The organism is Klebsiella sp. TF21-TM, from assembly GCF_019753495.1.
GTDB classification, from domain to species: Bacteria; Pseudomonadota; Gammaproteobacteria; order Enterobacterales; family Enterobacteriaceae; genus Klebsiella; species Klebsiella quasipneumoniae.
In genome coordinates this window covers 101,673-121,702 of record NZ_JAIJYL010000005.1, presented here as the reverse complement: position 1 = coordinate 121,702, position 20,030 = coordinate 101,673, and the positions used below count along the sequence as shown (strand labels likewise).

At 56.8% G+C, this 20,030-nt stretch carries 21 protein-coding genes and 1 other RNA gene; 14 read left to right on the top strand and 8 right to left on the bottom strand.

Annotated elements, in window-relative coordinates; all coding sequences use genetic code 11:
• Nucleotides 1-24: 24 nt before the first annotated feature.
• Entirely contained in the window at nucleotides 25-336 is a 312-nt protein-coding gene (locus tag K5R89_RS06800; RefSeq protein WP_049013787.1) for an MGMT family protein, read from the bottom strand.
• Nucleotides 337-401: 65 nt separating this feature from the next.
• Nucleotides 402-809 carry a hypothetical protein gene (locus K5R89_RS06795; protein ID WP_017898905.1) on the bottom strand — a complete coding sequence of 136 codons (408 nt, stop codon included), beginning with the start codon at nucleotides 807-809 and terminating at the stop codon, nucleotides 402-404.
• 241 nt (nucleotides 810-1,050) lie between these two features.
• Between K5R89_RS06795 and ffs the strand changes: the two genes are divergently transcribed.
• The 3 genes from ffs to K5R89_RS06780 all read left to right on the top strand — a co-directional run bounded on the left by ffs (nucleotide 1,051) and on the right by K5R89_RS06780 (nucleotide 1,926).
• Nucleotides 1,051-1,147: signal recognition particle sRNA small type (ffs, locus tag K5R89_RS06790), an RNA gene on the top strand.
• Between the two features lie 309 nt (nucleotides 1,148-1,456).
• Complete coding sequence (locus K5R89_RS06785; RefSeq protein ID WP_023288627.1) at nucleotides 1,457-1,714, top strand: hypothetical protein; 258 nt, start codon at nucleotides 1,457-1,459, stop codon at nucleotides 1,712-1,714.
• A complete protein-coding gene (locus tag K5R89_RS06780; RefSeq protein ID WP_004142688.1) occupies nucleotides 1,711-1,926 on the top strand; it encodes a hypothetical protein in 216 nt (71 codons plus the stop codon). The genes K5R89_RS06785 and K5R89_RS06780 overlap by 4 nt, the downstream gene beginning before the upstream one ends.
• A gap of 134 nt (nucleotides 1,927-2,060) precedes the next feature.
• Here the strand turns inward: K5R89_RS06780 and K5R89_RS06775 are convergent, their stop codons facing one another.
• The gene (locus K5R89_RS06775; protein WP_217259260.1) at nucleotides 2,061-3,488 is read right to left on the bottom strand and encodes a PLP-dependent aminotransferase family protein; all 1,428 of its coding nucleotides are present in this window, start codon (nucleotides 3,486-3,488) and stop codon (nucleotides 2,061-2,063) included.
• 88 nt (nucleotides 3,489-3,576) lie between these two features.
• Between K5R89_RS06775 and K5R89_RS06770 the strand changes: the two genes are divergently transcribed.
• Complete coding sequence (locus K5R89_RS06770) at nucleotides 3,577-4,191, top strand: YitT family protein (RefSeq protein ID WP_032453862.1); 615 nt, start codon at nucleotides 3,577-3,579, stop codon at nucleotides 4,189-4,191.
• A 44-nt stretch (nucleotides 4,192-4,235) separates the two neighbouring features.
• On the opposite strand, the gene K5R89_RS06765 is transcribed toward K5R89_RS06770, so the two are convergent.
• A complete protein-coding gene (locus K5R89_RS06765) occupies nucleotides 4,236-5,084 on the bottom strand; it encodes a nickel/cobalt efflux protein RcnA (RefSeq protein WP_072420846.1) in 849 nt (282 codons plus the stop codon).
• Nucleotides 5,085-5,248: 164 nt separating this feature from the next.
• Between K5R89_RS06765 and K5R89_RS06760 the strand changes: the two genes are divergently transcribed.
• A complete protein-coding gene (locus K5R89_RS06760) occupies nucleotides 5,249-5,521 on the top strand; it encodes a metal-sensing transcriptional repressor (RefSeq protein ID WP_004204767.1) in 273 nt (90 codons plus the stop codon).
• A gap of 62 nt (nucleotides 5,522-5,583) precedes the next feature.
• Here K5R89_RS06760 and K5R89_RS06755 read toward each other — a convergent pair whose 3' ends face one another.
• Together K5R89_RS06755 and K5R89_RS06750 are read right to left on the bottom strand one after the other, a co-directional pair.
• Entirely contained in the window at nucleotides 5,584-7,143 is a 1,560-nt protein-coding gene (locus tag K5R89_RS06755) for an EAL domain-containing protein (protein ID WP_217259259.1), read from the bottom strand.
• A gap of 235 nt (nucleotides 7,144-7,378) precedes the next feature.
• Entirely contained in the window at nucleotides 7,379-8,488 is a 1,110-nt protein-coding gene (locus K5R89_RS06750) for an ABC transporter ATP-binding protein (RefSeq protein WP_023288632.1), read from the bottom strand.
• A gap of 354 nt (nucleotides 8,489-8,842) precedes the next feature.
• Here K5R89_RS06750 and K5R89_RS06745 point away from each other — a divergent pair, with 354 nt between their 5' ends.
• From K5R89_RS06745 to K5R89_RS06720, 6 genes are all read left to right on the top strand, one after another.
• Entirely contained in the window at nucleotides 8,843-10,075 is a 1,233-nt protein-coding gene (locus K5R89_RS06745; RefSeq protein ID WP_017898899.1) for a maltodextrin ABC transporter substrate-binding protein, read from the top strand.
• Between the two features lie 62 nt (nucleotides 10,076-10,137).
• Nucleotides 10,138-11,445, top strand: coding sequence for a carbohydrate ABC transporter permease (locus tag K5R89_RS06740; RefSeq protein ID WP_017898898.1), 1,308 nt, complete (start codon nucleotides 10,138-10,140; stop codon nucleotides 11,443-11,445).
• A 10-nt stretch (nucleotides 11,446-11,455) separates the two neighbouring features.
• Nucleotides 11,456-12,307: a sugar ABC transporter permease gene (locus tag K5R89_RS06735; protein WP_004204761.1), complete on the top strand. Its 852-nt coding sequence runs from the start codon at nucleotides 11,456-11,458 to the stop codon at nucleotides 12,305-12,307.
• Between the two features lie 4 nt (nucleotides 12,308-12,311).
• Nucleotides 12,312-13,514: an arabinogalactan endo-beta-1,4-galactanase gene (locus tag K5R89_RS06730; protein WP_117145660.1), complete on the top strand. Its 1,203-nt coding sequence runs from the start codon at nucleotides 12,312-12,314 to the stop codon at nucleotides 13,512-13,514.
• A gap of 30 nt (nucleotides 13,515-13,544) precedes the next feature.
• A complete protein-coding gene (locus K5R89_RS06725; protein WP_065812393.1) occupies nucleotides 13,545-15,602 on the top strand; it encodes a beta-galactosidase in 2,058 nt (685 codons plus the stop codon).
• A 64-nt stretch (nucleotides 15,603-15,666) separates the two neighbouring features.
• Complete coding sequence (locus K5R89_RS06720) at nucleotides 15,667-15,981, top strand: glucose PTS transporter subunit EIIB (RefSeq protein WP_072413902.1); 315 nt, start codon at nucleotides 15,667-15,669, stop codon at nucleotides 15,979-15,981.
• Nucleotides 15,982-16,117: 136 nt separating this feature from the next.
• Here K5R89_RS06720 and K5R89_RS06715 read toward each other — a convergent pair whose 3' ends face one another.
• A complete protein-coding gene (locus K5R89_RS06715; protein ID WP_023288638.1) occupies nucleotides 16,118-17,389 on the bottom strand; it encodes a maltoporin in 1,272 nt (423 codons plus the stop codon).
• A 270-nt stretch (nucleotides 17,390-17,659) separates the two neighbouring features.
• Here K5R89_RS06715 and K5R89_RS06710 point away from each other — a divergent pair, with 270 nt between their 5' ends.
• From K5R89_RS06710 to ykgO, 3 genes are all read left to right on the top strand, one after another.
• On the top strand, nucleotides 17,660-18,730 hold the full coding sequence (locus K5R89_RS06710; protein ID WP_064157819.1) for a LacI family DNA-binding transcriptional regulator: 1,071 nt from the start codon (nucleotides 17,660-17,662) through the stop codon (nucleotides 18,728-18,730).
• A gap of 116 nt (nucleotides 18,731-18,846) precedes the next feature.
• The gene (locus K5R89_RS06705; RefSeq protein WP_004204754.1) at nucleotides 18,847-19,110 is read left to right on the top strand and encodes a type B 50S ribosomal protein L31; all 264 of its coding nucleotides are present in this window, start codon (nucleotides 18,847-18,849) and stop codon (nucleotides 19,108-19,110) included.
• Complete coding sequence (gene ykgO / locus K5R89_RS06700) at nucleotides 19,110-19,250, top strand: type B 50S ribosomal protein L36 (protein WP_002892018.1); 141 nt, start codon at nucleotides 19,110-19,112, stop codon at nucleotides 19,248-19,250. Before K5R89_RS06705 ends, ykgO begins: the two co-directional genes overlap by 1 nt.
• Here the strand turns inward: ykgO and K5R89_RS06695 are convergent.
• Complete coding sequence (locus K5R89_RS06695) at nucleotides 19,247-19,945, bottom strand: GNAT family N-acetyltransferase (protein ID WP_044521289.1); 699 nt, start codon at nucleotides 19,943-19,945, stop codon at nucleotides 19,247-19,249. The two genes, ykgO and K5R89_RS06695, sit on opposite strands and share 4 nt — an antisense overlap.
• Nucleotides 19,946-20,030 lie beyond the last annotated feature (85 nt).

The window sequence follows — 20,030 nt, the reverse complement described above, 5'->3', positions numbered from 1 at the left end:
CGGATGGGGGCTTTTTTTTGGTCTTCAGTAAACCCAGCGATAGTGCTGGAGATCGATATGGCCGCTGCCTGAGACCTGTACCCCTTCGGCCAGCAATGCCTGACGCTGCCGCTGCAGATCGGGGCCGGTGAGGGAGATATCGCCATGGCGATTGACCACCCGATGCCAGGGCAGAGTGGACCCTTCCGGCAGACGCTTCAGCACACCGCCCACCTGGCGCGCCGCGCGCGGAGAACCGGCCAGCCTGGCGACATCGCCATAGGTCGTGACATACCCTTCCGGTATTGACGCCACAATGTGCCAGACACGTTGGGGAAATGTATCGAGCGGCTCCATATTTAGTCCTGTTACCCGAAAAACGCCAGCATAAGCGCTGATCTGCAGGCTGTACAGCCTGCAGATCAGGCGGGCTGTTCGACGGTGAACGTCAGGGCCAGGCCGAGGATCTGCATGCCATGGACATTGTCGGAAGGTGAACTGGCGATGAGGCTCTCCAGGAATTTTAACCGCTGCGAGGTAGCGTTGATGATCAGCTTCGCGCGCAGGCCCGGCATGGTCAGCGACGAGATGGGGTATACCACCCGACCGCTGATGTAGACCGGTAGCTTGCGCAGTTCCACCTGACGCAGCACGCCGACGGTGGAATAGAGCAGCGCCAGCGGCGTGACCGCCCGCACCGGCGCCTGACTGATAGTCACGAAGTCGAGCATTTTTTCAGGGCGCAGATAATTCACCCCCTGAAAGGCGATGGTCATCCCTTCAATGGCGGGCAAAGGCAGAGTGATGGTCTGTGGTGATGAGTCAGTCATTCGATTACCGTAGAGACAATGCGCTGATGATAAAAGAGAACATAAGGTGGATAAGTATGGTGGATATCCCGGCTGTGTGCTGAGCGCACGCTCTCACTCTCACAGATTGAGCGTGAGTGACTGGTTTTATTCGCGTTATTGCGCAATAAACCAGCAGGCAGTCGGGGCGCGCTTGCAATTCACCAGGTCAGCAGGGATAATGCGCCAGCGCGTTGGGTAACAACGCTCTCAATGGGGGCTCTGTTGGTTCTCCCGCAACGCTACTCTGTTTACCAGGTCAGGTCCGGAAGGAAGCAGCCAGAGCAGACGACGTGTGTGCCGGGATGTAGCTGGCAGGGCCCCCACCCATTTCGCCCTCATGATATATCCCTTATATTTTCCCGGTCTTTATTCCTGCTATATTTAATACCTGATACAGATCACATATTATTTTTTGTTGCTAAAACAACCCGTTTTTATTCCATAATATTGACTTGTCATAAATCTGAAATGCTACTGCAATATTAATGTCATTTGCGTGTCATAAATAAAGCGCATCTTATTGCTGGGAATTTGTTGCCAGATCCATGCTATAAAATATATCTCTGGATCAGCATGTTAACTTCGTGTATTAATTATGATGATTTTATTGCACGGGAAGCGTAGCTATGACCACAGTGGTTTTGAATGTAAAAATTGACGCTGAGTTAAAAGAGAAGTTGCGTCATTATGCGGAAGTGAATAACGAGAACCTGGGTACGGCAACGGAAAAGCTGCTGCAGCTGGCTTTTCAGCTGGAGGCATCAGCAGGTGAGGCGGGGGTGACGGAAGAGGACATTGACAGCCAGCATACCGAAGAGGAAGCGACGCCATTAACCCCTAAAGAAATCAAAGCATTAAGAAAACTTCTGAAGAAGAAAAAATGAAACAACAATTCTCTACAGCCAGCAACTATAGCGAAGCCTGCGATATGTTGCGCTCAGGATACGTAAAACACGTCCGCCTGAACTGGAATATCGGTAGTGATGAGTTCTTTCGCATTGCCTCCGACTGGTGTGACACCGGCGCTAAAATTAAAAAAGATGAAGATGGCTTTATTATTTCCCTGAAAGGGTTTCCTATTCCGCGCCAGCATTAATGAAATTGCCTTATTTCCGTCACCGGGTTGCCATAACCAGATGGCAGGATACCCAGGCAATTTTATAAAAACATCTCATATACCTCATGGATGACGGACTTTTGACGGGCTGAAGCCAGCCCGTCGATATTTTCTTATATTATTTTCCGCAAACGCGTATTTTCCCGCTGTTCTGCAAGGCTATGCCACAATGGTTGTAGCGTGGAGAAGGCCTGGCGCAATGCTTCGTCCGGCAAGGTAAACGGCAGACGTAAATAGCGATCGAACGCGCCCTCCAGACCAAACCGCGTCCCGGTGCCGATATGGATCCCCTGGCTTTCCGCCCGCGCAGAGAACAGGGTGGCCAGCATGTCAGGGAGTTCCACCCAAAAAGAGAGTCCGCCTTCCGGTGGCGTAAAGCGCCAGCGGGGAAAATACTCTTTCATCAGCACTTCGCACATGTCCCGGCGCGCCTGCAGCATCTCCCGTCGCGGCGGCAGCAGCGTGGCGGCGTTTGCCAGCAGCCAGCTGCAGGCCAACTGCTCCAGCAGCGGCGTACCCAGGTCCAGAGAGTCGCGGGCCTGAATCAGCGAGGCGATCGTTCGCGCGCTGGCGCGGATCCAGCCGATGCGCAGTCCCCCCCAGAAACTTTTCCCGGCCGAACCGATAGTGATCACCGCGGCGTCGGGATTAAAGCAGGCCAGCGGCGGCGGGGGCGGGGCGTTATACCAGAGGTCGACCATGGTCTCATCGATCACCAGCGTTGTTCGCGTCCTGGCCGCGATGTCCGCGACTCGCTGGCGGGTAGGGGCATCCATACAGCGCCCGGTAGGGTTGTGAAAATCCGGCATCAGCCATGCCAGACGCGGCGCGGTCTGCGCAATGGTCGCCGCTAATCCATCACAGTCCCATCCCTGCAGGGGGAGTGCGACCCCAACGGGCCGGCAGGAGGCGCCCTGAATGGCGCTGATGGCCATTGGATAGGTCGGGGCGTCAATGACCACCCGGTCACCGGGGCCGGTGAACAGACGCAGGATCAGCGCGAAGGCGCTGAGCGCGCCGTTGACCACCATCACTTCATCGGGCCGCGTCGGCAGGCCACGTTCGCTGTAGCGCCGGGCAATCGCTTCCCGCAGCACCGGGAGCCCCTGCTGATCGTAGCCGGTCTGGGTGAGATAGGGCGGCAGCAAGGTCATGGCGTGCTGGAAGGCCTGATGGACCTCCGGACCGGCGCTGAGGGCGGCGGTAGAGAGATTGATCGTCGAGGGGGTCGCAGAGGGCAGCGGCAGATCGGCAGGGCGTTCCGGCAGGACAATGCGCGACCCGCTCCCCTGGCGGCTATGGAGAAACCCCTCCTCCCGCAGTTGGCCGAGGGCGCTGGCGATGGTCGTCCGGCTGACGTTGAGGGCTGCCGCCAGCTCGCGCTCGCCGGGCAGGCGCGTCTGTAGCGTCAGACGGCCATCGAGGATCAGCAGGCGGAGCGCTTCCGCCAGCTGGCGCCATAGCGGTGTGCGGGAACTGGACTCCTGCCAGTTGCCAAGCAGGCGTACCAGGGACTGTGTTCCAAAGCGTCGGGCTGACATAGCGATCCACTTTTCCAAAACTGGCCATTAATTATCAGTCCATTTTTGCTGATGATGAGGGCATTCGCAATGATGTTGAGGAAAAAATATGCTTCGTCGCCTGCTGCAGTTATATATCGGTCTGGTGCTCTACGGCGTGTCCACGGCGCTCTTCGTGCATGCTAATCTCGGCGCCGATCCGTGGGACGTTTTTCATCTTGGGGTGGCTAAACAGCTGGGGATCAGTTTCGGGACCGTGATTATCCTGACCGGCGCCGCGGTGCTGCTGCTATGGATCCCGATTCGGCAGATGCCGGGGCTCGGCACGGTGAGTAATGTTATCGTGCTGGGGCTGGCGGCGGACGCCACGCTGGCCGTCCTGCCTCCGCTGGAGTCGCTGGTGGCGCGCAGTGCGCTGCTGGTGGTGGCGATTGTGATGAACGCTATCGCCACCGGGATGTACATTGGCGCGGGCTTTGGCCCGGGTCCGCGCGATGGCCTGATGACCGGCCTGCACGCTCGCACCGGCTGGTCATTGCGCGGTATCCGTACGGCGATCGAGCTCTCCGTGCTGCTGATTGGCTGTCTGCTGGGGGGCAAGTTTGGCGTCGGAACCGTCATTTACGCGCTGTCGATTGGGCCGCTGATCCAGCTGTGCCTGCCGTGGTTCAGCCAGCCCGTCCGCCGCCGGGCGGTCAGCACTCCCCGGGAGAGCGTCTCCTGAAGGGAACCCGCGCCCTCGTCGTCAAGAAGAGGGCGCATTGTGGTTTACAGGCCGCTCAGGCCATGAAGCATCATGTAGATCCCTACCACAATAATCAGTAAGCCTGAGATCCAGGGCGCTTTGCGCGAGATGTCGTTAAGCCACGGCCAGCGGCGGGTGGCATGTTTCATGCTCAGGGCGGCGATAGCCCCGGAAGCCACCAGCGTCAGCGCCAGACCGACGCTAAAGCCGAGTACCAGCGTGGCGCCCAGCGAGAATTTCTTCAGCTGTAAACAGATAAGCAGTACGGTAATGGACGCCGGGCAGGGGATCAGCCCGCCGGTCAGGCCAAACATCACAATCTGCCCGGTCGTCACCTGGCGGCCATCGAAGCGCCGGTTAATCTCCTGAGCATGGGCCCGCTGATGCGCGTCCTGCCACTCCTCCGCCACCAGCGGCGCGCCAGGGGAGTGAGAATGATGGTGGTCATGATGTTCATGATGATGATGGTCATGGTCATGGTCATGGTCATGGTCGTGCCCGTGCTGAGGATGATGGTGGTGGGCGTGGGGCCGCGATTCGCGCCAGGTGCGCCAGAGCATCCAGCAGGCAATCAACACAATGACAATCCCCGAGATCAGCTGAAACCAGGGCTCAGAAGTCTGGGCGTTCCAGCCGCGGCCAAACCACAGGCCGGCCATGGCGATCAGCCAGACCACCGCGGTATGCGAGACCGTCGCCGCCAGCCCTAACAGAACCGCCTGCTTTAAGGTTCCCCGTACCGCCACGATAAAGGCGGCCATCATCGTTTTTGAGTGGCCGGGTTCGAGGCCGTGCAGCGCGCCGAGCAGTATCGCGCTGGGAATAAACAGCCAGGCATTGCCCTGCTGCAGAAGGGAAGTGAAATCGTTCATATCGGGATCCTTGCCAAAAGTGGCTCTATGCTACTCCCCCCCAGTAGTAAAATACTACCCCCCAGTAGAAAAAGAGGCTGATAAAAGGGATCATGCTATGCTGGCAAGCGTTGCCGGCGTCGAAGGTCGGGCAATGACGGCAGAATAAAACGGTGGATCGCGCAATGTCACACACAGTGAGAGACAAAAAGAAGTTACTGACCCGGCTGAAGAAAATTCAGGGGCAGAGTACCGCATTAGAGAAAATGCTTAATCGCGAGCATGAGTGCGCTGAGGTGCTACAGCAGCTGGCGGCGATCCGCGGCGCGGTCAATGGCATGATGCTGCAGGTTATCCAGGGGCATTTGACCGACCATGTGGTGAAAGAGCCAGATGAGACGCAGCGTGAAGCGGATCTGGAGACGGTGATGCAGGTGATTAAATCCTATCTGAAGTAGCCTCCGGCAGAGGGCGGCGAAGAGGCTGCGCCCGCTGACCTTCTGCGCAGGCTGCCTGCCGCTTAATGCGCATGGAGATTATCTTCCGCCCACTGAATAAATGACTCTTTTGGCAGCGCTTTGCTGTACAGCCATCCCTGGGCGTACTGAACGCCATGCTGTCGCAGCCAGTCGCGCTGGCTTTCGGTTTCCACCCCTTCGGCGACGGTGGTCAGATTGAGCGCCTTGGCCATTTCAATAATGTGCGGCGTCAGCGGCCGGTACTCGAGGGTATCGACAAAGGATTTATCGATTTTCAGCGTGTCGACGTCCAGCTTCTGCAGATAGCTCAGACTGGAGTAGCCGGTACCGAAATCGTCAATCGAGATCCGATGGCCAGCCTGACGGTAGTGAGCGATCACCGGCATGGTGGTCTCCGGGTCGACAAACCCGCGCTCGGTGATCTCAAGGATGATCTGTTCGGCGGCGATCCCCCAGTGCTGCAGCTGATCGTGTAACAGCGTGGGCAGGGTGGGAGAGCGTAAGTCATCCACCGACAGGTTGATGGAGATATGCACTTCCGGCCGCTGCCTCAGCCAGGGGCCCAGATCGGCGAAAATTTTCCTGACGATATCTTCCGTCAGCTGGGTGATCAGCCCGGTCTGCTCGGCCAGGGGAATAAAGATATTCGGCGATAAATAGGTACCGTCGGGTTGCTGCCAGCGCGCCAGCGCTTCGGCTCCGGCGATTTTCCCGTCCTGCAATGAAATAATCGGTTGATAGTGAACCTGAATCGCCTGGGAATGGAGGGCGTCCAGCATACTGTTACGCGGTGAACGCAGGTGTCTCAGCAGGCGCAGCAGCAGCCAGGTGGCAAGCAGGCTGGTGAAGATGCCGGCCGGGAGCCAGAAGATCAACTGCTGCCGTATGTGCTGCTGCAGGGGCAGGGTGGATGACCAGGTCACAATGCCGGATCCCAGCTCGGGAATGCGCTGGATCCGGTAGACCGTATTATCCAGGGTAAGCATATTCAGGTGCGGGTCTTTAATCCGTTGCCAGGCCTTCGCCGGCAGCGGCTGGCTGCTGATCACCATTTTCAGATGGTCCAAACCAAACAGCATGCTATGGATCTTCTCCTCGCTGACGGGCGCCACATCAATGAAGGAGATGGGATCGATCATTACCATATGCTGCTGGCTGGCCATGGCCGTCATCTGGTGATTGAGGCCAAGATCGTTAATCGAGGTCAGCCAGGTGCGATAGCCGTCGGAGGCAATGTGGTCCGGTGGCGGGAAGGTCACCGCGACGCTGTGGTCTTCCAGGGAGGAGCATTGCGGCACGGAATCCCGCAGCCAGAGCACTTCCTGAACGTAGCGGTGGGTATAGGCGATCCGGCGGAGCATGAGCAGATGTTCAGGGCTACAGGACGAGGCTGTATGTGCATCGGCCTCCCGCAGCGCTTCCCGGGCCTGATCGGCGACCTGCAGCGTGCGGACGACGATGCGGTTGGAATAATCATCCAGTTCACGATAGAACTGCATTTTGGCCTGCCGCGCCGCCTGCCAGATGCTGAGCGAGATGGGCAGGATGATGGCCAGTATCAGCACCCCTGTAAACAGCGCCATCAGATGCCGGGTCCTCATGCCTGTGTCCTTATCGTTCGCCGGGTGTCATCAGTATATGCGAAAGATAAACCGGGCGCAGTGGGAGAAATCGCGCTGTGCGGGGAAAAAAACCGGCATCACAATAGCCTGCGATGCCGGGAGAGAAGGATGATTCCGATGCAGCAGAATAAAAATGAGGGTGTGAATGCCGGGCAGGATGTATTCCGGCATTCAGTCGCAGCATACGCTGCGCAGATGACAGCAATATGTTGGCTTAGTGCGCGTCTGGCGCCGTGATATCGGCGCTGATGCGCAGATCGTTCTCATCAAACACCATGCAGAAGCGGTCATCGAAGGCCAGATTAATCTTCTGCCACGGGCGGAAATGGACGTCGCCGGGCAGCAGAACCTTGACGTTATCGTGACCATAGCACTGGCCGAACAGGTAGGTATTGTTGCCCAGACGTTCCACCACTTCACATTGAAACTCCACCACGGTACCGGTGGAGACTTCAGGCGTGAGGTGCTCTGGCCGGATCCCCAGCGTTACCGCGGCGCCGGGGTTAAGCGGTTGGGTGGCAACGTTCAGGGTGAGCTGATGGTCCTGGGCGAGGGTGACCGTTAAACGCTCTGGCTGCCAGTCGCTGACGGTGGCGGGTAAAAAGTTCATCTTTGGCGAGCCGATAAAACCGGCGACGAATTTGTTGACCGGATTGTAGTAAAGCGCCATCGGCGAACCCATTTGTTCAACCTTTCCGTAGTTCATGACCACGATTTTATCAGCGAGAGTCATCGCCTCCACCTGATCGTGCGTGACATACACCATGGTGGTCTTCAGCTCCTGGTGCAGGCGGGCAATATGCAGGCGCATATCGACGCGCAGTTCCGCGTCGAGGTTAGAAAGCGGCTCATCGAACATAAACACCCGGGGATTACGCACGATAGCGCGGCCAATGGCCACGCGCTGCCGCTGGCCGCCGGAGAGCTGCTTCGGTTTACGGTCCAGCAGGTGAGAGAGCTGCAGCGTTTTGGCCACCATTTCCACCTGGCGACGGATCTCCGCTTTCGGCACTTTATTCACCTTCAGCCCGTAGCCCATATTCTCCGCCACCGTCATGTGCGGGTAGAGCGCATAGGACTGAAAAACCATCGCCACGCCGCGGCGGGCGGGGACCACATCGTTCATCACCTCATCGCCGATCAGCACTTCCCCGTCGCTAACCTCTTCCAGCCCGGCAATCATACGTAACAGCGTCGATTTTCCACAGCCGGAAGGGCCGACGAAGACCGCAAACTCGCCATCTTCAATATCGAGATTGACCTGGTGCAGCGTCACCGTGCTGCCGAACCTTTTGGTGACATTCCTCAGTCGTATATTGGACATCCACATTCCCCGAAGTGAGTAGCCGTTGTTTGCCGTTGGCGTGTCGCTGAGTTGAGTGAAATTGTATTACGTGTAACAAAACAGCGTGACGATATTCAACAGCGCTAAAATCATGTCCTGACTATAACTTCCGCGGAATTTGCGCCATACAGCGGCGTTTCATTTCTGCAAGGATGATCACACAACTGGCAGCTTATGGTAGTTTTATCCCTAATCAAAGCGTAGCGTATAACAAAAGCGAATCAGCGTCTGTTTTCTATGTAACAACGCAGTTTGAAATGATTTTTTTTCTAGCTGACAGACGTAATTCAAATAAAAACCATTAAATTGTTATACCTTCACATGAGGTTGATAATGAAAAAGAACACGCTTGCTGCACTGATCCTTACCACCCTCGCGGCGGGGCAACTTACCAGCCTGCAGGCGCATGCCGCCGGGCAGCTCAACGTTTGGGAAGACATTAAAAAATCCACTGGCATCAAAACCGCGGTCAGCGATTTTGAGAAGCAGTACAACGTGAAGGTCAATCTGCAGGAGATGCCTTATGCCCAGCAGCTGGAAAAGCTGCGCCTCGACGGCCCGGCGGGCATTGGGCCGGACGTGCTGGTGATCCCGAATGACCAGCTCGGCGGCGCCGTCGTTCAGGGGCTTCTCTCGCCGCTCAACGTCGAGCAGGCGAAACAGGATGCCTTTACGCCAGCCTCTATCAATGCCTTCCGCATGGACAACGCGCTGTACGGCATCCCGAAAGCGGTGGAAACCCTGGTGCTTATCTACAACAAGGACCTGATCGACAAGCCGCTGGACAGCCTGCAGGCCTGGCTGGACTACTCGAAGACCCAGCGCGAGCAGAACAAATACGGCCTGCTGGCGAAGTTTGATCAGATCTACTACAGCTGGGGAGCCATTGGCCCGATGGGCGGCTATATCTTCGCGAAGAACGACGGCGGCGGTTTCAACCCGCAGCAGGTGGGGCTCAATACTCCCGGCGCTGTGGAAGCCGTGACCTTCCTGAAAAAATTCTATGCCGAGAAGGCTTTCCCTGCAGGGATCCTCGGCGATAACGGGCTGAACGCCATTGATTCGCTGTTTACCGAGAAAAAAGCGGCGGCGGTGATCAACGGCCCCTGGGCCTTCCAGCCGTATGAAGCCGCCGGTATCAACTATGGCGTGGTGCCGCTGCCGACCCTGCCGGACGGCAAGCCGATGAGCTCCTTCCTCGGCGTTAAGGGCTACGTGGTATCGACCTGGAGTAAAGACAAGGCGCTGGCGCAACAGTTTATCGAGTTCATCAACCAGCCGCAGTATGTAAAAGCCCGCTATGTCGCCACCGGCGAAATCCCGCCGCTGAAGGCGATGATTGACGACCCGGTGATTAAAAATGACGAAAAGGCCAGCGCCGTCGCCGTACAGTCGGCGCGGGCGATGGCCATGCCGGGCATTCCGGAGATGGGGGAAGTGTGGGGGCCAGCTAATGCCGCGCTTGAACTGAGCCTCACCGGCAAGCAGGCGCCGCAGGCCGCGCTCGATAACGCGGTGAAACAGATCAAGATGCAGATCGAAGCGATGCAGGCCAGCAATCAGTAATTTACCGTCACGTGAAGTCACCGAGCGGGAGGGGGACCTCCCGTTTGTAGAAGGAGTCGAGTGTGAGCATCCATTCCAGCGAAAATTTTAGCGACGCGCGCGGGCCCGGGCGCCATGCGTGGTGCGGCCTGCTGCTGGCAATCGTGCCGGGTTTCGGCCAGTTTTATCATCGCCAGTGGCTGAAGGGGCTGGTCTTCCTGGTGTTGTTGAGCAGCTTTCTGGGTATTTTTTATGACTTCCTGCGCGAGGGGCTGTGGGGGCTCTATACCCTGGGTGAAGAGGTGCCCCGGGATAACTCTATCTTCCTGTTAGCGGAGGGGATTATCAGCGTGCTGATCGTCGCTTTTGGCGTGCTGATCTATTTTCTCTCGCTGCGGGACGCGTGGCTGAACGGCAAAAAACGCGATGAGGGGGTCGCGCTGAACAGCGTGCGTAAGCAGTACCAGATGCTGCTGAGCGATGGCTTCCCATACCTGATGATCACGCCAGGCTTTATTCTGCTGGTCTTTGTGGTGATCTTTCCCATTCTGTTTGGTTTCGCCATCGCCTTCACCAACTATAACCTGTACCACACGCCGCCGGCGAAGCTGGTGGACTGGGTGGGCCTGAAAAACTTCGTCAATATTTTCACCCTCTCCATCTGGCGCTCCACCTTCCTGGATGTGCTGCAGTGGACCGTGGTGTGGACGCTGCTGGCGACCACCCTGCAGTGTACGGTGGGCGTGCTGTTGGCGATTCTGGTGAACCAAAAAGATCTGCGCTTTAAGCCGCTGATCCGCACTATCTTTATTTTGCCGTGGGCGGTGCCGGGGTTTGTCACCATCCTCGTCTTTGCCGGGATGTTCAATGACTCCTTCGGGGTGATTAACAACGCGATCCTGTCATTCTTCGGCATCAGTCCAAAGGCATGGCTGACCGACCCGTTCTGGACCAAAACCGCGCTGATCATGATGCAGACCTGGCTTGGCTTCCCGTTTGTCTTTGCCATGACCACCGGCGTGCTGCAGGCGATCCCGGACGATCTGTATGAAGCGGCGACGATGGACGGCGCCAGCGCCTTTACCCGCCTGCGCACCATCACCCTGCCGCTGGTGCTGTACGCGATCGCGCCGATCATCATCACCCAGTACACCTTCAACTTTAATAATTTCAACATCATTTATCTGTTTAACAACGGCGGCCCTGCAGTGGCGGGATCTAACGCCGGCGGGACGGATATTCTGGTGTCGTGGATCTATAAGCTGACGATGTCCTCGTCGCAGTACGCCATCGCGGCGACCATCACTATCCTGCTGTCGATCTTCGTCGTCGGCCTGGCGCTGTGGCAGTTCCGCGCCACCAAATCCTTCAAAAATGACGACATGGCGTAAGGGAAGCAACATGGCTCAATCACCCAGTATTAAACGCGAAAAGTGGATCCGACTCTCTCTCACCTGGCTGGTGGTTATCCTGGTCTCGGTGGTGATTATCTATCCGCTGGTCTGGACCGTCGGGGCGTCGCTGAACGCCGGCAATAGCCTGCTGAGTACCTCGATCATTCCGGAAAATCTGTCGTTCCAGCACTATGCCGATCTGTTCAATGGCAATGTGAATTACCTTACCTGGTACTGGAACTCGATGAAAATCAGCTTCCTGACCATGGTGCTGACCCTGATTAGCGTCAGCTTTACCGCCTACGCCTTCTCCCGCTTCCGCTTTAAAGGGCGGCAGAACGGGCTGATGCTGTTCCTGCTGCTGCAGATGATCCCGCAGTTTTCCGCGCTGATTGCCATCTTTGTGCTGTCGCAACTGCTTGGCCTGATTAACAGCCATCTGGCGCTGGTGCTGATCTACGTCGGGGGAATGATCCCGATGAACACCTGGCTGATGAAGGGGTATCTCGACGCGATCCCCAAAGATCTGGATGAGTCCGCCCGCATGGACGGCGCCAGCAGCTTTCGCATCTTTATCGAGATCATCATGCCGTTGTCGAGGCCGATCCTCGCGGTGGTGGCGCTGTTCTCCTTCACCGGCCCGCTGGGGGATTTCATCCTCTCCAGCACCATCCTGCGTACCCCGGATAAATACACCCTGCCTATCGGTCTGTATAACCTGGTGGCGCAAAAAATGGGGGCCAGCTACACCACCTACGCGGCGGGGGCGGTGCTGATTGCCGTGCCGGTCGCGATCCTCTATCTGGCGTTACAAAAATACTTCGTCTCCGGCCTGACCTCGGGCAGTACTAAAGGATAAGCACATGAAAAGATTTACACCCGCATGGCTTGCGGTTTGTCTGGCATGCAGTTTTTCCCCCCCTTCGCTGGCGGCGGACGCGCTTGAAACCCGCGCCTTTCAGGGCATGCCGGCGGACTTTATTAAAGGCGCGGATATCTCCACGCTGCTGGATGCTGAAAAGCACGGGGCGACCTTCTACGACCAGAATAACCAGCGTAAGGATCCGATCGCCATTCTGAAAGAGAACGGCGTCAACTATGTTCGCCTCCGCCTGTGGGTGGATCCGCAATCGGCAAGCGGCGAGGGCTATGGCGGCGGGAATAACGATCTGGCCACGACCCTGGCGCTGGCGAAACGCGCGAAAGCCCAGGGAATGAAGCTGCTGCTCGACTTTCATTACAGCGATTTCTGGACCGATCCCGGCAAGCAGTTCAAACCGAAGGGCTGGGAAAAGATGGATTACCCACAGCTGAAAACGGCGATTCATGACTATACCCGGGATACCATCGCCCGCTTTAAGCAGGCGGGCGTCCTGCCGGATATGGTGCAGATCGGCAATGAGATCAATGGCGGTATGCTGTGGCCGGAAGGGAAAAGCTGGGGGCAGGGGGGCGGAGAGTTCGACCGGCTGGCTGGTCTGCTGAACGCGGCCATTGATGGCCTGAAGGCGAACCTGCACAACGGCGAGCAGGTGAAAATCATGCTGCATCTGGCTGAAGGGACCAAAAACGATACCTTCCGCTGGTGGTTTGACGAAATAGAGAAACGCCATGTGCCGTATGACGTGATCGGTTTGTCGATGTACACCTACTGGAACGGGCCGATCAGCGCCCTGAAGGCCAATATGGATGACATCAGCAAACGCTATAACAAAGACGTTATTGTCGTCGAGGCGGCCTATGCCTATACCCTGGCCAACTGCGATAACGCGGAAAACAGTTTCCAGGCCAAAGAGGAAAAGGACGGGGGATATCCCGCCAGCGTGCAGGGACAATATCGCTATATCCACGATCTGATGCAGGCGGTTGTCGATGTTCCCGACCAGCGCGGCAAAGGGATTTTTTACTGGGAGCCCACGTGGATTGCCGTTCCGGGAAATACCTGGGCCACCCCGGCGGGGATGAAATATATCCATGACGAATGGAAAGAGGGCAATGCGCGTGAAAATCAGGCGCTATTTGATTGCCAGGGAAAAGTATTGCCGTCGGTAAAAGTATTTAATTAATTTTTTGTCGTTCTTTTCAGGAAGTTTATTATGAATAAATTTGCACCTTTACATCCAAAGGTTAATACGCTGCTGCATGGCGCAGATTATAACCCGGAACAATGGGAGAATGACCCCGATATTATTGATAAAGACATTGCCATGATGCAGCAGGCAAAATGTAATGTGATGTCGGTGGGAATATTTAGCTGGGCGAAACTTGAGCCGTGCGAAGGGGTATTTGATTTCGCCTGGCTGGATACTATCCTCGATAAACTGTATGCCGCCGGCATTCATGTTTTTCTGGCCACGCCGAGCGGCGCGCGTCCGGCGTGGATGTCACAGCGCTATCCGCAGGTTCTGCGGGTGGGGCGCGATCGGGTGCCAGCCCTGCACGGCGGCCGTCACAACCACTGTATGTCATCGCCGGTGTATCGTGAGAAGACCCTTAAAATCAATACCCTGTTGGCGGAGCGCTATTCTGCGCATCCGGCGGTGCTGGGCTGGCATATTTCCAATGAATATGGCGGTGAATGTCATTGCGAGCGCTGCCAGACTCGCTTTCGCGACTGGCTGAAGGCGCGGTACCAGACCCTGGAGAATCTCAACCAGGCCTGGTGGAGCACTTTCTGGAGCCATACCTACAGCGACTGGTCGCAGATTGAATCGCCTGCGCCGCAGGGCGAGGTGTCGATCCACGGCCTGAATCTGGACTGGCATCGCTTTAATACCGCCCAGGTGACCGATTTCTGCCGCCATGAAATCGCCCCGCTGAAGGCGGCGAATGCCGCCCTGCCGGTGACCACCAACTTTATGGAGTATTTTTACGATTACGACTACTGGCAGCTGGCGGAGGTGCTGGACTTTATCTCCTGGGACAGCTATCCGATGTGGCACCGCGACAAAGACGAAACCGCGCTGGCCTGCTATACCGCGATGTATCACGACATGATGCGCAGCCTGAAGGGCGGCCAGCCGTTTGTGCTGATGGAGTCCACGCCGGGCGCCACCAACTGGCAGCCGACCAGCAAACTGAAGAAACCGGGGATGCATATTCTCTCTTCGCTGCAGGCGGTGGCGCATGGCGCCGACTCGGTGCAGTATTTCCAGTGGCGCAAGAGCCGTGGTTCGGTTGAGAAATTCCACGGCGCGGTGGTCGACCACGTTGGGCATATTGATACCCGCATTGGCCGTGAAGTCAGCCAGCTCGGCGAGATCCTCAGCAAGCTGCCGGCGGTGAGGGGGTGTCGCACCGAGGCGAAAGTGGCGATTATCTTCGACCAGCAGAACCGCTGGGCGCTTGATGACGCCCAGGGGCCGCGCAATCTGGGTATGGAGTATGAGAAGACGGTCAATGAGCACTACCGTCCGTTCTGGGAGCAGGGCATCGCCGTCGATGTGATTGACGCCGACGCTGATTTAACGCCGTACCGGCTGGTGATTGCCCCGATGTTATACATGGTGCGCGACGGCTTTGCCGGGCGGGCGGAGGCGTTTGTCGCCAGCGGCGGCCATCTGGTGACTACCTACTGGACCGGCATCGTCAACGAGTCCGATCTCTGTTATCTCGGCGGCTTCCCGGGCCCGCTGCGCAATCTTCTGGGCATCTGGGCGGAGGAGATCGACTGTCTGAATGACGGCGAGTTTAATCTGGTGCAGGGCCTGGCCGGGAATCAGTGCGGACTTCAGGGCCCCTATCAGGTGCGCCATCTCTGTGAACTGATCCATACCGAAAGCGCGCAGACGCTGGCCACCTACCGGGATGATTTTTATGCCGGAAGGCCAGCGGTGACGGTGAACGGCTTCGGGAAAGGTAAAGCCTGGCATGTGGCCTCCCGCAACGATTTGGCCTTCCAGCGCGACTTTTTTGCCGCCCTGAGCAAGGAGCTGGCGCTGCCGCGGGCGATCGCGGCGGATTTACCGCCCGGAGTGGTGGCCACCGCGCGCACCGACGGTGAGAGTACGTTTGTCTTCCTGCAGAACTACAGCGCGCAAAGCCATACCCTGAGCCTGCCGCCAGGGTATCGGGATTGCCTGACCGACGCGGCGGTGTCGGACCCGCTGACCCTGTCAGCATGGGATTGCCGTATTCTCCGTCGCCACGCGTAATCCTTTTTCTCCACGCCTGCTCTGCCGAGCAGGCTTTTTTTTATCTATTACCCTGGAGTTTATGATGGTGAGTTTAAAATCTTTCCTGCACTATTTTTCGCCTGCGCGTCCGGCACAACCGTTAAGCGAAGCGGAAAAACAGCAAATCGAGGCGCTGATTCAGGCCTTCGGCGGTGAAGCGAATATTACCCAAGTGGACGCCTGTATTACCCGTCTGCGGGTAACGGTTCGTCATCTGTCGGCCGTGGACTCTGACGCATTACAGCAGCAGGGCGCGCTGGGCGTCATTATTCTTGGTCAGCAGGTTCATGCTATTTTCGGTAAGCAGTCCGATGCGCTACGTCAATTGCTGGATGACCATTTTGCCGCGCGGAAATAAATAAAACGGGATAACCTGAAAACAGGTTATCCCGAAAATAAGACAAAGACAGCAGTGGCAATAATGATTACCGGAGGGTAATTAATGACCTTAGCGTTGGAGATATCAATAACGTATTTTTCTTACCAGAGCGATATTACCACCAGGCCTCAACCTGCACGCCGAAATTCCAGGTATTATTCGCCGTCTGGTCTTCAAATGGTTTACCATCTTCGGAATCATTCAGATACGACGCGAAAATACGTAATTCCGGACGTGACATAAAGTCCGGCCCGTCCGCCAGACCCAGCGCAATGGTATATTTCTCACCGGCCTGTTTGTAACTGGTGCCATTGTTGTAGCTGTCTTTCTGATAGAAACCGCCGACTTCGCCAATCAGGCGCACATAGTCGGTGAACTGATACTGCCCGCGGGCGACCAGCGACAGCATCCGCGTTTTGTCGGTGTAGTCGGTAATATCATCCGCCGAGCCCCAGGTCAGAACGTGGTTGATGGAGAACTTCTCGGTAATGGGGATCAGACCGGTGTTAATCACGCGATAGCCGGTGGCGTCATTCACGTAGTTCCACATATCGTACCAGCCGCCGCCCTGGGAGACCATATTCTGCGCCAGCCCTTTGTTGGCATACTGCAGCACGGTTTTGTTATAGCCGCCCAGCATATCCTGACTGATTTCACCGGTTAGCATCACGCCATTTTCGGCATCGTACAGCCCGCCGTAGCTGTCCTGTTTTTTGGTGGTGTTCGGCATGGCGTAGTCGATGCCGAATTCGGTCCACGACCCGGACCACGGCTTCCATCCCGCATAGCGTAAATCGATATAGTTGATATTGACGTTGCTGTCGCCATCGACGCGATAGTCAACGTCGTTGGCATCGCCGCGGATCCACGCCAGCGAGACGGCGCCCGGGCCAAGGGTGTAGTTTTCCACCCCGGCCCCGGAGCCGGAAATGTTCCAGTATTTGGTATCGATGATGTGCAGATCGTGACGCTGATAGTAACGTTTGCCGCCCCAGATCACCGCATTTGGATCGCCCGGGATCAGCCCTTTGATCTGCAGATTCAGCTGACGTAAGCCGAACTGCGCGTCATCGTTCAACGTGGTTTCATTATCGTTAGAGCCATCGGAGACCATGCTGACCATGCTGTCGAGATAGAAACTGACATCATCTTTTTTGTAGACCTCGGAGCCCAATTCCAGTTCGCCATAGGTATCCGATTCGTTCCCCAACCGGCCCAGCTTGTTCTTTTGCCATTCCGCTTCGCTACCGTCGCCGGAGACCCCAACCCCGGCGCGCAAATAGCCATGAAAATCAACGGTCGGGATCGCAGCGGTAGCCGCAAAGGCGGAAGGGGTGATTAGCGCAGCGGCTAATGCTGTGGAAAGGGCGCGCAGTGTCGTATTCATCTCTATCCTCTTATTGTTTTGTATTACGTTCACATAACTGATGTCATAAAATGCCTAAATGTAACTTCAGGCAAACGAGATATGATTATTGTGTGACTAAGTGCAAATAATAACGCTGGTTTTTGTTGTGATGAGTGAGGTGATTCACAATTAACCTGGTTGTGAACGTAATACTTTTTGTGGTCTAATTTTGCGGTGAGAAGTGGCGGTGAGCGTTTTTTCAAATGGCCCCTGTTACAATCATGGGATAACAACATAAGGAACCGGACCATGAAGTCTAAAAGCGCTACTCTGGAAGACGTCGCACGTCATGCGGGTGTCTCTTACCAGACCGTGTCCAGGGTACTCAACAAATCTGCCAATGTATCCGAAGCGACGCGCCGCAAGGTGGAGAAATCGATAGAGGCTCTACGCTATGTGCCCAACCGGCTGGCGCAGCAGCTGGTGGGGAAGGAGAGCCAGACGGTGGGGCTGGTGACGATTTCGCTGGCCTGGCATGCCCCCTCCCAGGTAGCGGCGGCGGTAAAACGCTATGCCAATCTGGAAGGTTACCAGGTCCTGATTTCGATGATCGATGAGAGCGTCAACCAAAGCATCCAGGATTCCATCAATGAGCTGAAGTCTCAGCGGGTGGATAAGGTCATTATCAACGTGCCGCTGGAGACCGAACAGGCGCAGAAAATCGCCGCTGACAACGATGATATCGTCTGCCTGTTTCTCGATGTTGATCCCTACAGCTCCGTGTTTAACGTTTCGTTTAACCCGGCGGACGGCACCCGGGCCAGCGTCAAATATCTCTACGAGATGGGGCATCGGGAGATCGCGCTGCTGGCGGGGCCGGACAGCTCCGTATCGGCCAAACTGCGGCTGAAAAGCTGGCTGGAGACCCTGGATGGCTACGGCCTGAAGCCGGTGACCGTCCTGCACGGCAACTGGGATGCGCAAAGCGGCTACGCCGGCGCGCTGCAGATGCTGCGTGAAACGCCGAACTTCAGCGCTGTGCTGGTGGGCAATGACCAAATGGCGCTGGGGGTGCTCAGCGCCTTCCATCAGCATCAGGTGGCGGTGCCGGGAGAGAAATCGGTGATTGGCTATGACGATACCTACGAAAGCTCCTTTTTCTATCCGGCATTGAGTACGGTATCGCTGGACCTCGACCTGCAGGGTAAAGAGGCGGTGCGGCGGATCCTCGGCAGTACCAGCGGCGCGGCGCATACCTCATCCATCCTGCCGGCGCGCCTGGTGATTCGCCATTCCAGCGGCGCCAGAGTCGAGCAGGGGAAAGATCTGCAGGCTATCGCGGAGCAACTTCGCGCTATCGCCCACCGTCTGGCTCCCTGAAGCCAAAGGCGAGGAAACTCGCCTCTTTGTTATTACCCCTGCTATAACCATGGTTGATCTTTGTCGTGGAACGGCGTAACTTAATTGTTATGTTATAACATAATTACGAGGTCATCATGAAAGCCCATATCCATCCTCCCTATCGCACGGTGGTGTTTCACGACACCAGCGCCAATGAATATTTTAAAGTTGGCTCAACCATCCGCACCGAACGCGTGATTGAGCTCGACGGTGAGACGTATCCGTATGTGACGATCGATGTCTCATCGAAATCGCATCCTTACTACACCGGCAAACAAAAAACGTTCGCCAGCGAGGGTAGCGCGGCCCGTTTCCGCCAGCGCTTCGGCGGCTTTATTGATGCAAAAAGGAAGGCATGATGCAGGTCGTTAACTCATTACGCAGCGCCAAACAGCGCCACCCGGATTGCCAGCTGGTCAAACGCAAAGGGCGGCTGTACGTGATCTGTAAGAGCAACCCCCGCTTTAAAGCGGTGCAGGGGCGCAAAAAACGTCGTTAACGGAAGCTTTCCAGGGGACGGCGCTGCTGGCCGTCGGCGGTAAAATTGTCGGCGGCCAGCCATTGGCGCATGGCGCTATCCAGCTGCGGCCATTCGCCATCAATCACTGAAAACCAGTCCGTGTCCCGGTTGTGTCCTTTGCTTACCAGCGCCTGACGAAAACGTCCTTCGTACTGAAATCCCAGTCGCCTTGCCGCCCGGCCTGACGGCGTATTGAGGCTATTGCATTTCCATTCATAGCGACGGTAGCCGAGCGTCCCGAAAACATACTGCATCAACAGCCAGTGCGCTTCGGTGGCCATAGCCGTTCGGCTCAGCAACGGAGAGAAATGGACATGCCCCACCTCGACCACGCCGTGGTTGGCATCGATACGCATTAACGCCAGCGACCCGACCGCCGTCCCGCGCTGCTGGTCAACGACGGCGAAATGGATAGGATCGGTCAGCGTCGCAACCTGCGCCACCCAGGCGCTAAATTCAGCCAGACTGGTTTCCGGTTCGCGCAGCAGCCACGTCCAGCTGCGGGCGTCGGGCGCCAGCTGGTGGGCAGCAAACAGATCGCTGGCGTGGGCGAGGGTGAGCGGTTCGAGCCGACAGCGGCTGCCCTGCAGTACCTGCCGCGTTGGCCAGGGGCGGGGTTGCCAGTCGGGCAGCGCGGCGCCGAGCGCCTGTCCAAACTGATTGTATTCACACATTGCGGTTTCCTTATTGGGGATGTACAGGCAGCGTACGCGCTGGCTGGTTCCATAAAAAGTGCCACCAGAGTATGTTCTTATGGAT

Excerpts from the sequence above, each read along its gene's own strand:
- K5R89_RS06800 (WP_049013787.1), bottom strand. The coding sequence starts at position 336 with ATGGAGCCGCTCGATACATTTCCCCAACGTGTCTGGCACATTGTGGCG.
- K5R89_RS06795 (WP_017898905.1), bottom strand. The coding sequence starts at position 809 with ATGACTGACTCATCACCACAGACCATCACTCTGCCTTTGCCCGCCATT.
- K5R89_RS06785 (WP_023288627.1), top strand. The coding sequence starts at position 1,457 with ATGACCACAGTGGTTTTGAATGTAAAAATTGACGCTGAGTTAAAAGAG.
- K5R89_RS06780 (WP_004142688.1), top strand. The coding sequence starts at position 1,711 with ATGAAACAACAATTCTCTACAGCCAGCAACTATAGCGAAGCCTGCGAT.
- K5R89_RS06775 (WP_217259260.1), bottom strand. The coding sequence starts at position 3,488 with ATGTCAGCCCGACGCTTTGGAACACAGTCCCTGGTACGCCTGCTTGGC.
- K5R89_RS06770 (WP_032453862.1), top strand. The coding sequence starts at position 3,577 with ATGCTTCGTCGCCTGCTGCAGTTATATATCGGTCTGGTGCTCTACGGC.
- K5R89_RS06765 (WP_072420846.1), bottom strand. The coding sequence starts at position 5,084 with ATGAACGATTTCACTTCCCTTCTGCAGCAGGGCAATGCCTGGCTGTTT.
- K5R89_RS06760 (WP_004204767.1), top strand. The coding sequence starts at position 5,249 with ATGTCACACACAGTGAGAGACAAAAAGAAGTTACTGACCCGGCTGAAG.
- K5R89_RS06755 (WP_217259259.1), bottom strand. The coding sequence starts at position 7,143 with ATGAGGACCCGGCATCTGATGGCGCTGTTTACAGGGGTGCTGATACTG.
- K5R89_RS06750 (WP_023288632.1), bottom strand. The coding sequence starts at position 8,488 with ATGTCCAATATACGACTGAGGAATGTCACCAAAAGGTTCGGCAGCACG.
- K5R89_RS06745 (WP_017898899.1), top strand. The coding sequence starts at position 8,843 with ATGAAAAAGAACACGCTTGCTGCACTGATCCTTACCACCCTCGCGGCG.
- K5R89_RS06735 (WP_004204761.1), top strand. The coding sequence starts at position 11,456 with ATGGCTCAATCACCCAGTATTAAACGCGAAAAGTGGATCCGACTCTCT.
- K5R89_RS06730 (WP_117145660.1), top strand. The coding sequence starts at position 12,312 with ATGAAAAGATTTACACCCGCATGGCTTGCGGTTTGTCTGGCATGCAGT.
- K5R89_RS06725 (WP_065812393.1), top strand. The coding sequence starts at position 13,545 with ATGAATAAATTTGCACCTTTACATCCAAAGGTTAATACGCTGCTGCAT.
- K5R89_RS06720 (WP_072413902.1), top strand. The coding sequence starts at position 15,667 with ATGGTGAGTTTAAAATCTTTCCTGCACTATTTTTCGCCTGCGCGTCCG.
- K5R89_RS06715 (WP_023288638.1), bottom strand. The coding sequence starts at position 17,389 with ATGAATACGACACTGCGCGCCCTTTCCACAGCATTAGCCGCTGCGCTA.
- K5R89_RS06710 (WP_064157819.1), top strand. The coding sequence starts at position 17,660 with ATGAAGTCTAAAAGCGCTACTCTGGAAGACGTCGCACGTCATGCGGGT.
- K5R89_RS06705 (WP_004204754.1), top strand. The coding sequence starts at position 18,847 with ATGAAAGCCCATATCCATCCTCCCTATCGCACGGTGGTGTTTCACGAC.
- ykgO (WP_002892018.1), top strand. The coding sequence starts at position 19,110 with ATGCAGGTCGTTAACTCATTACGCAGCGCCAAACAGCGCCACCCGGAT.
- K5R89_RS06695 (WP_044521289.1), bottom strand. The coding sequence starts at position 19,945 with ATGTGTGAATACAATCAGTTTGGACAGGCGCTCGGCGCCGCGCTGCCC.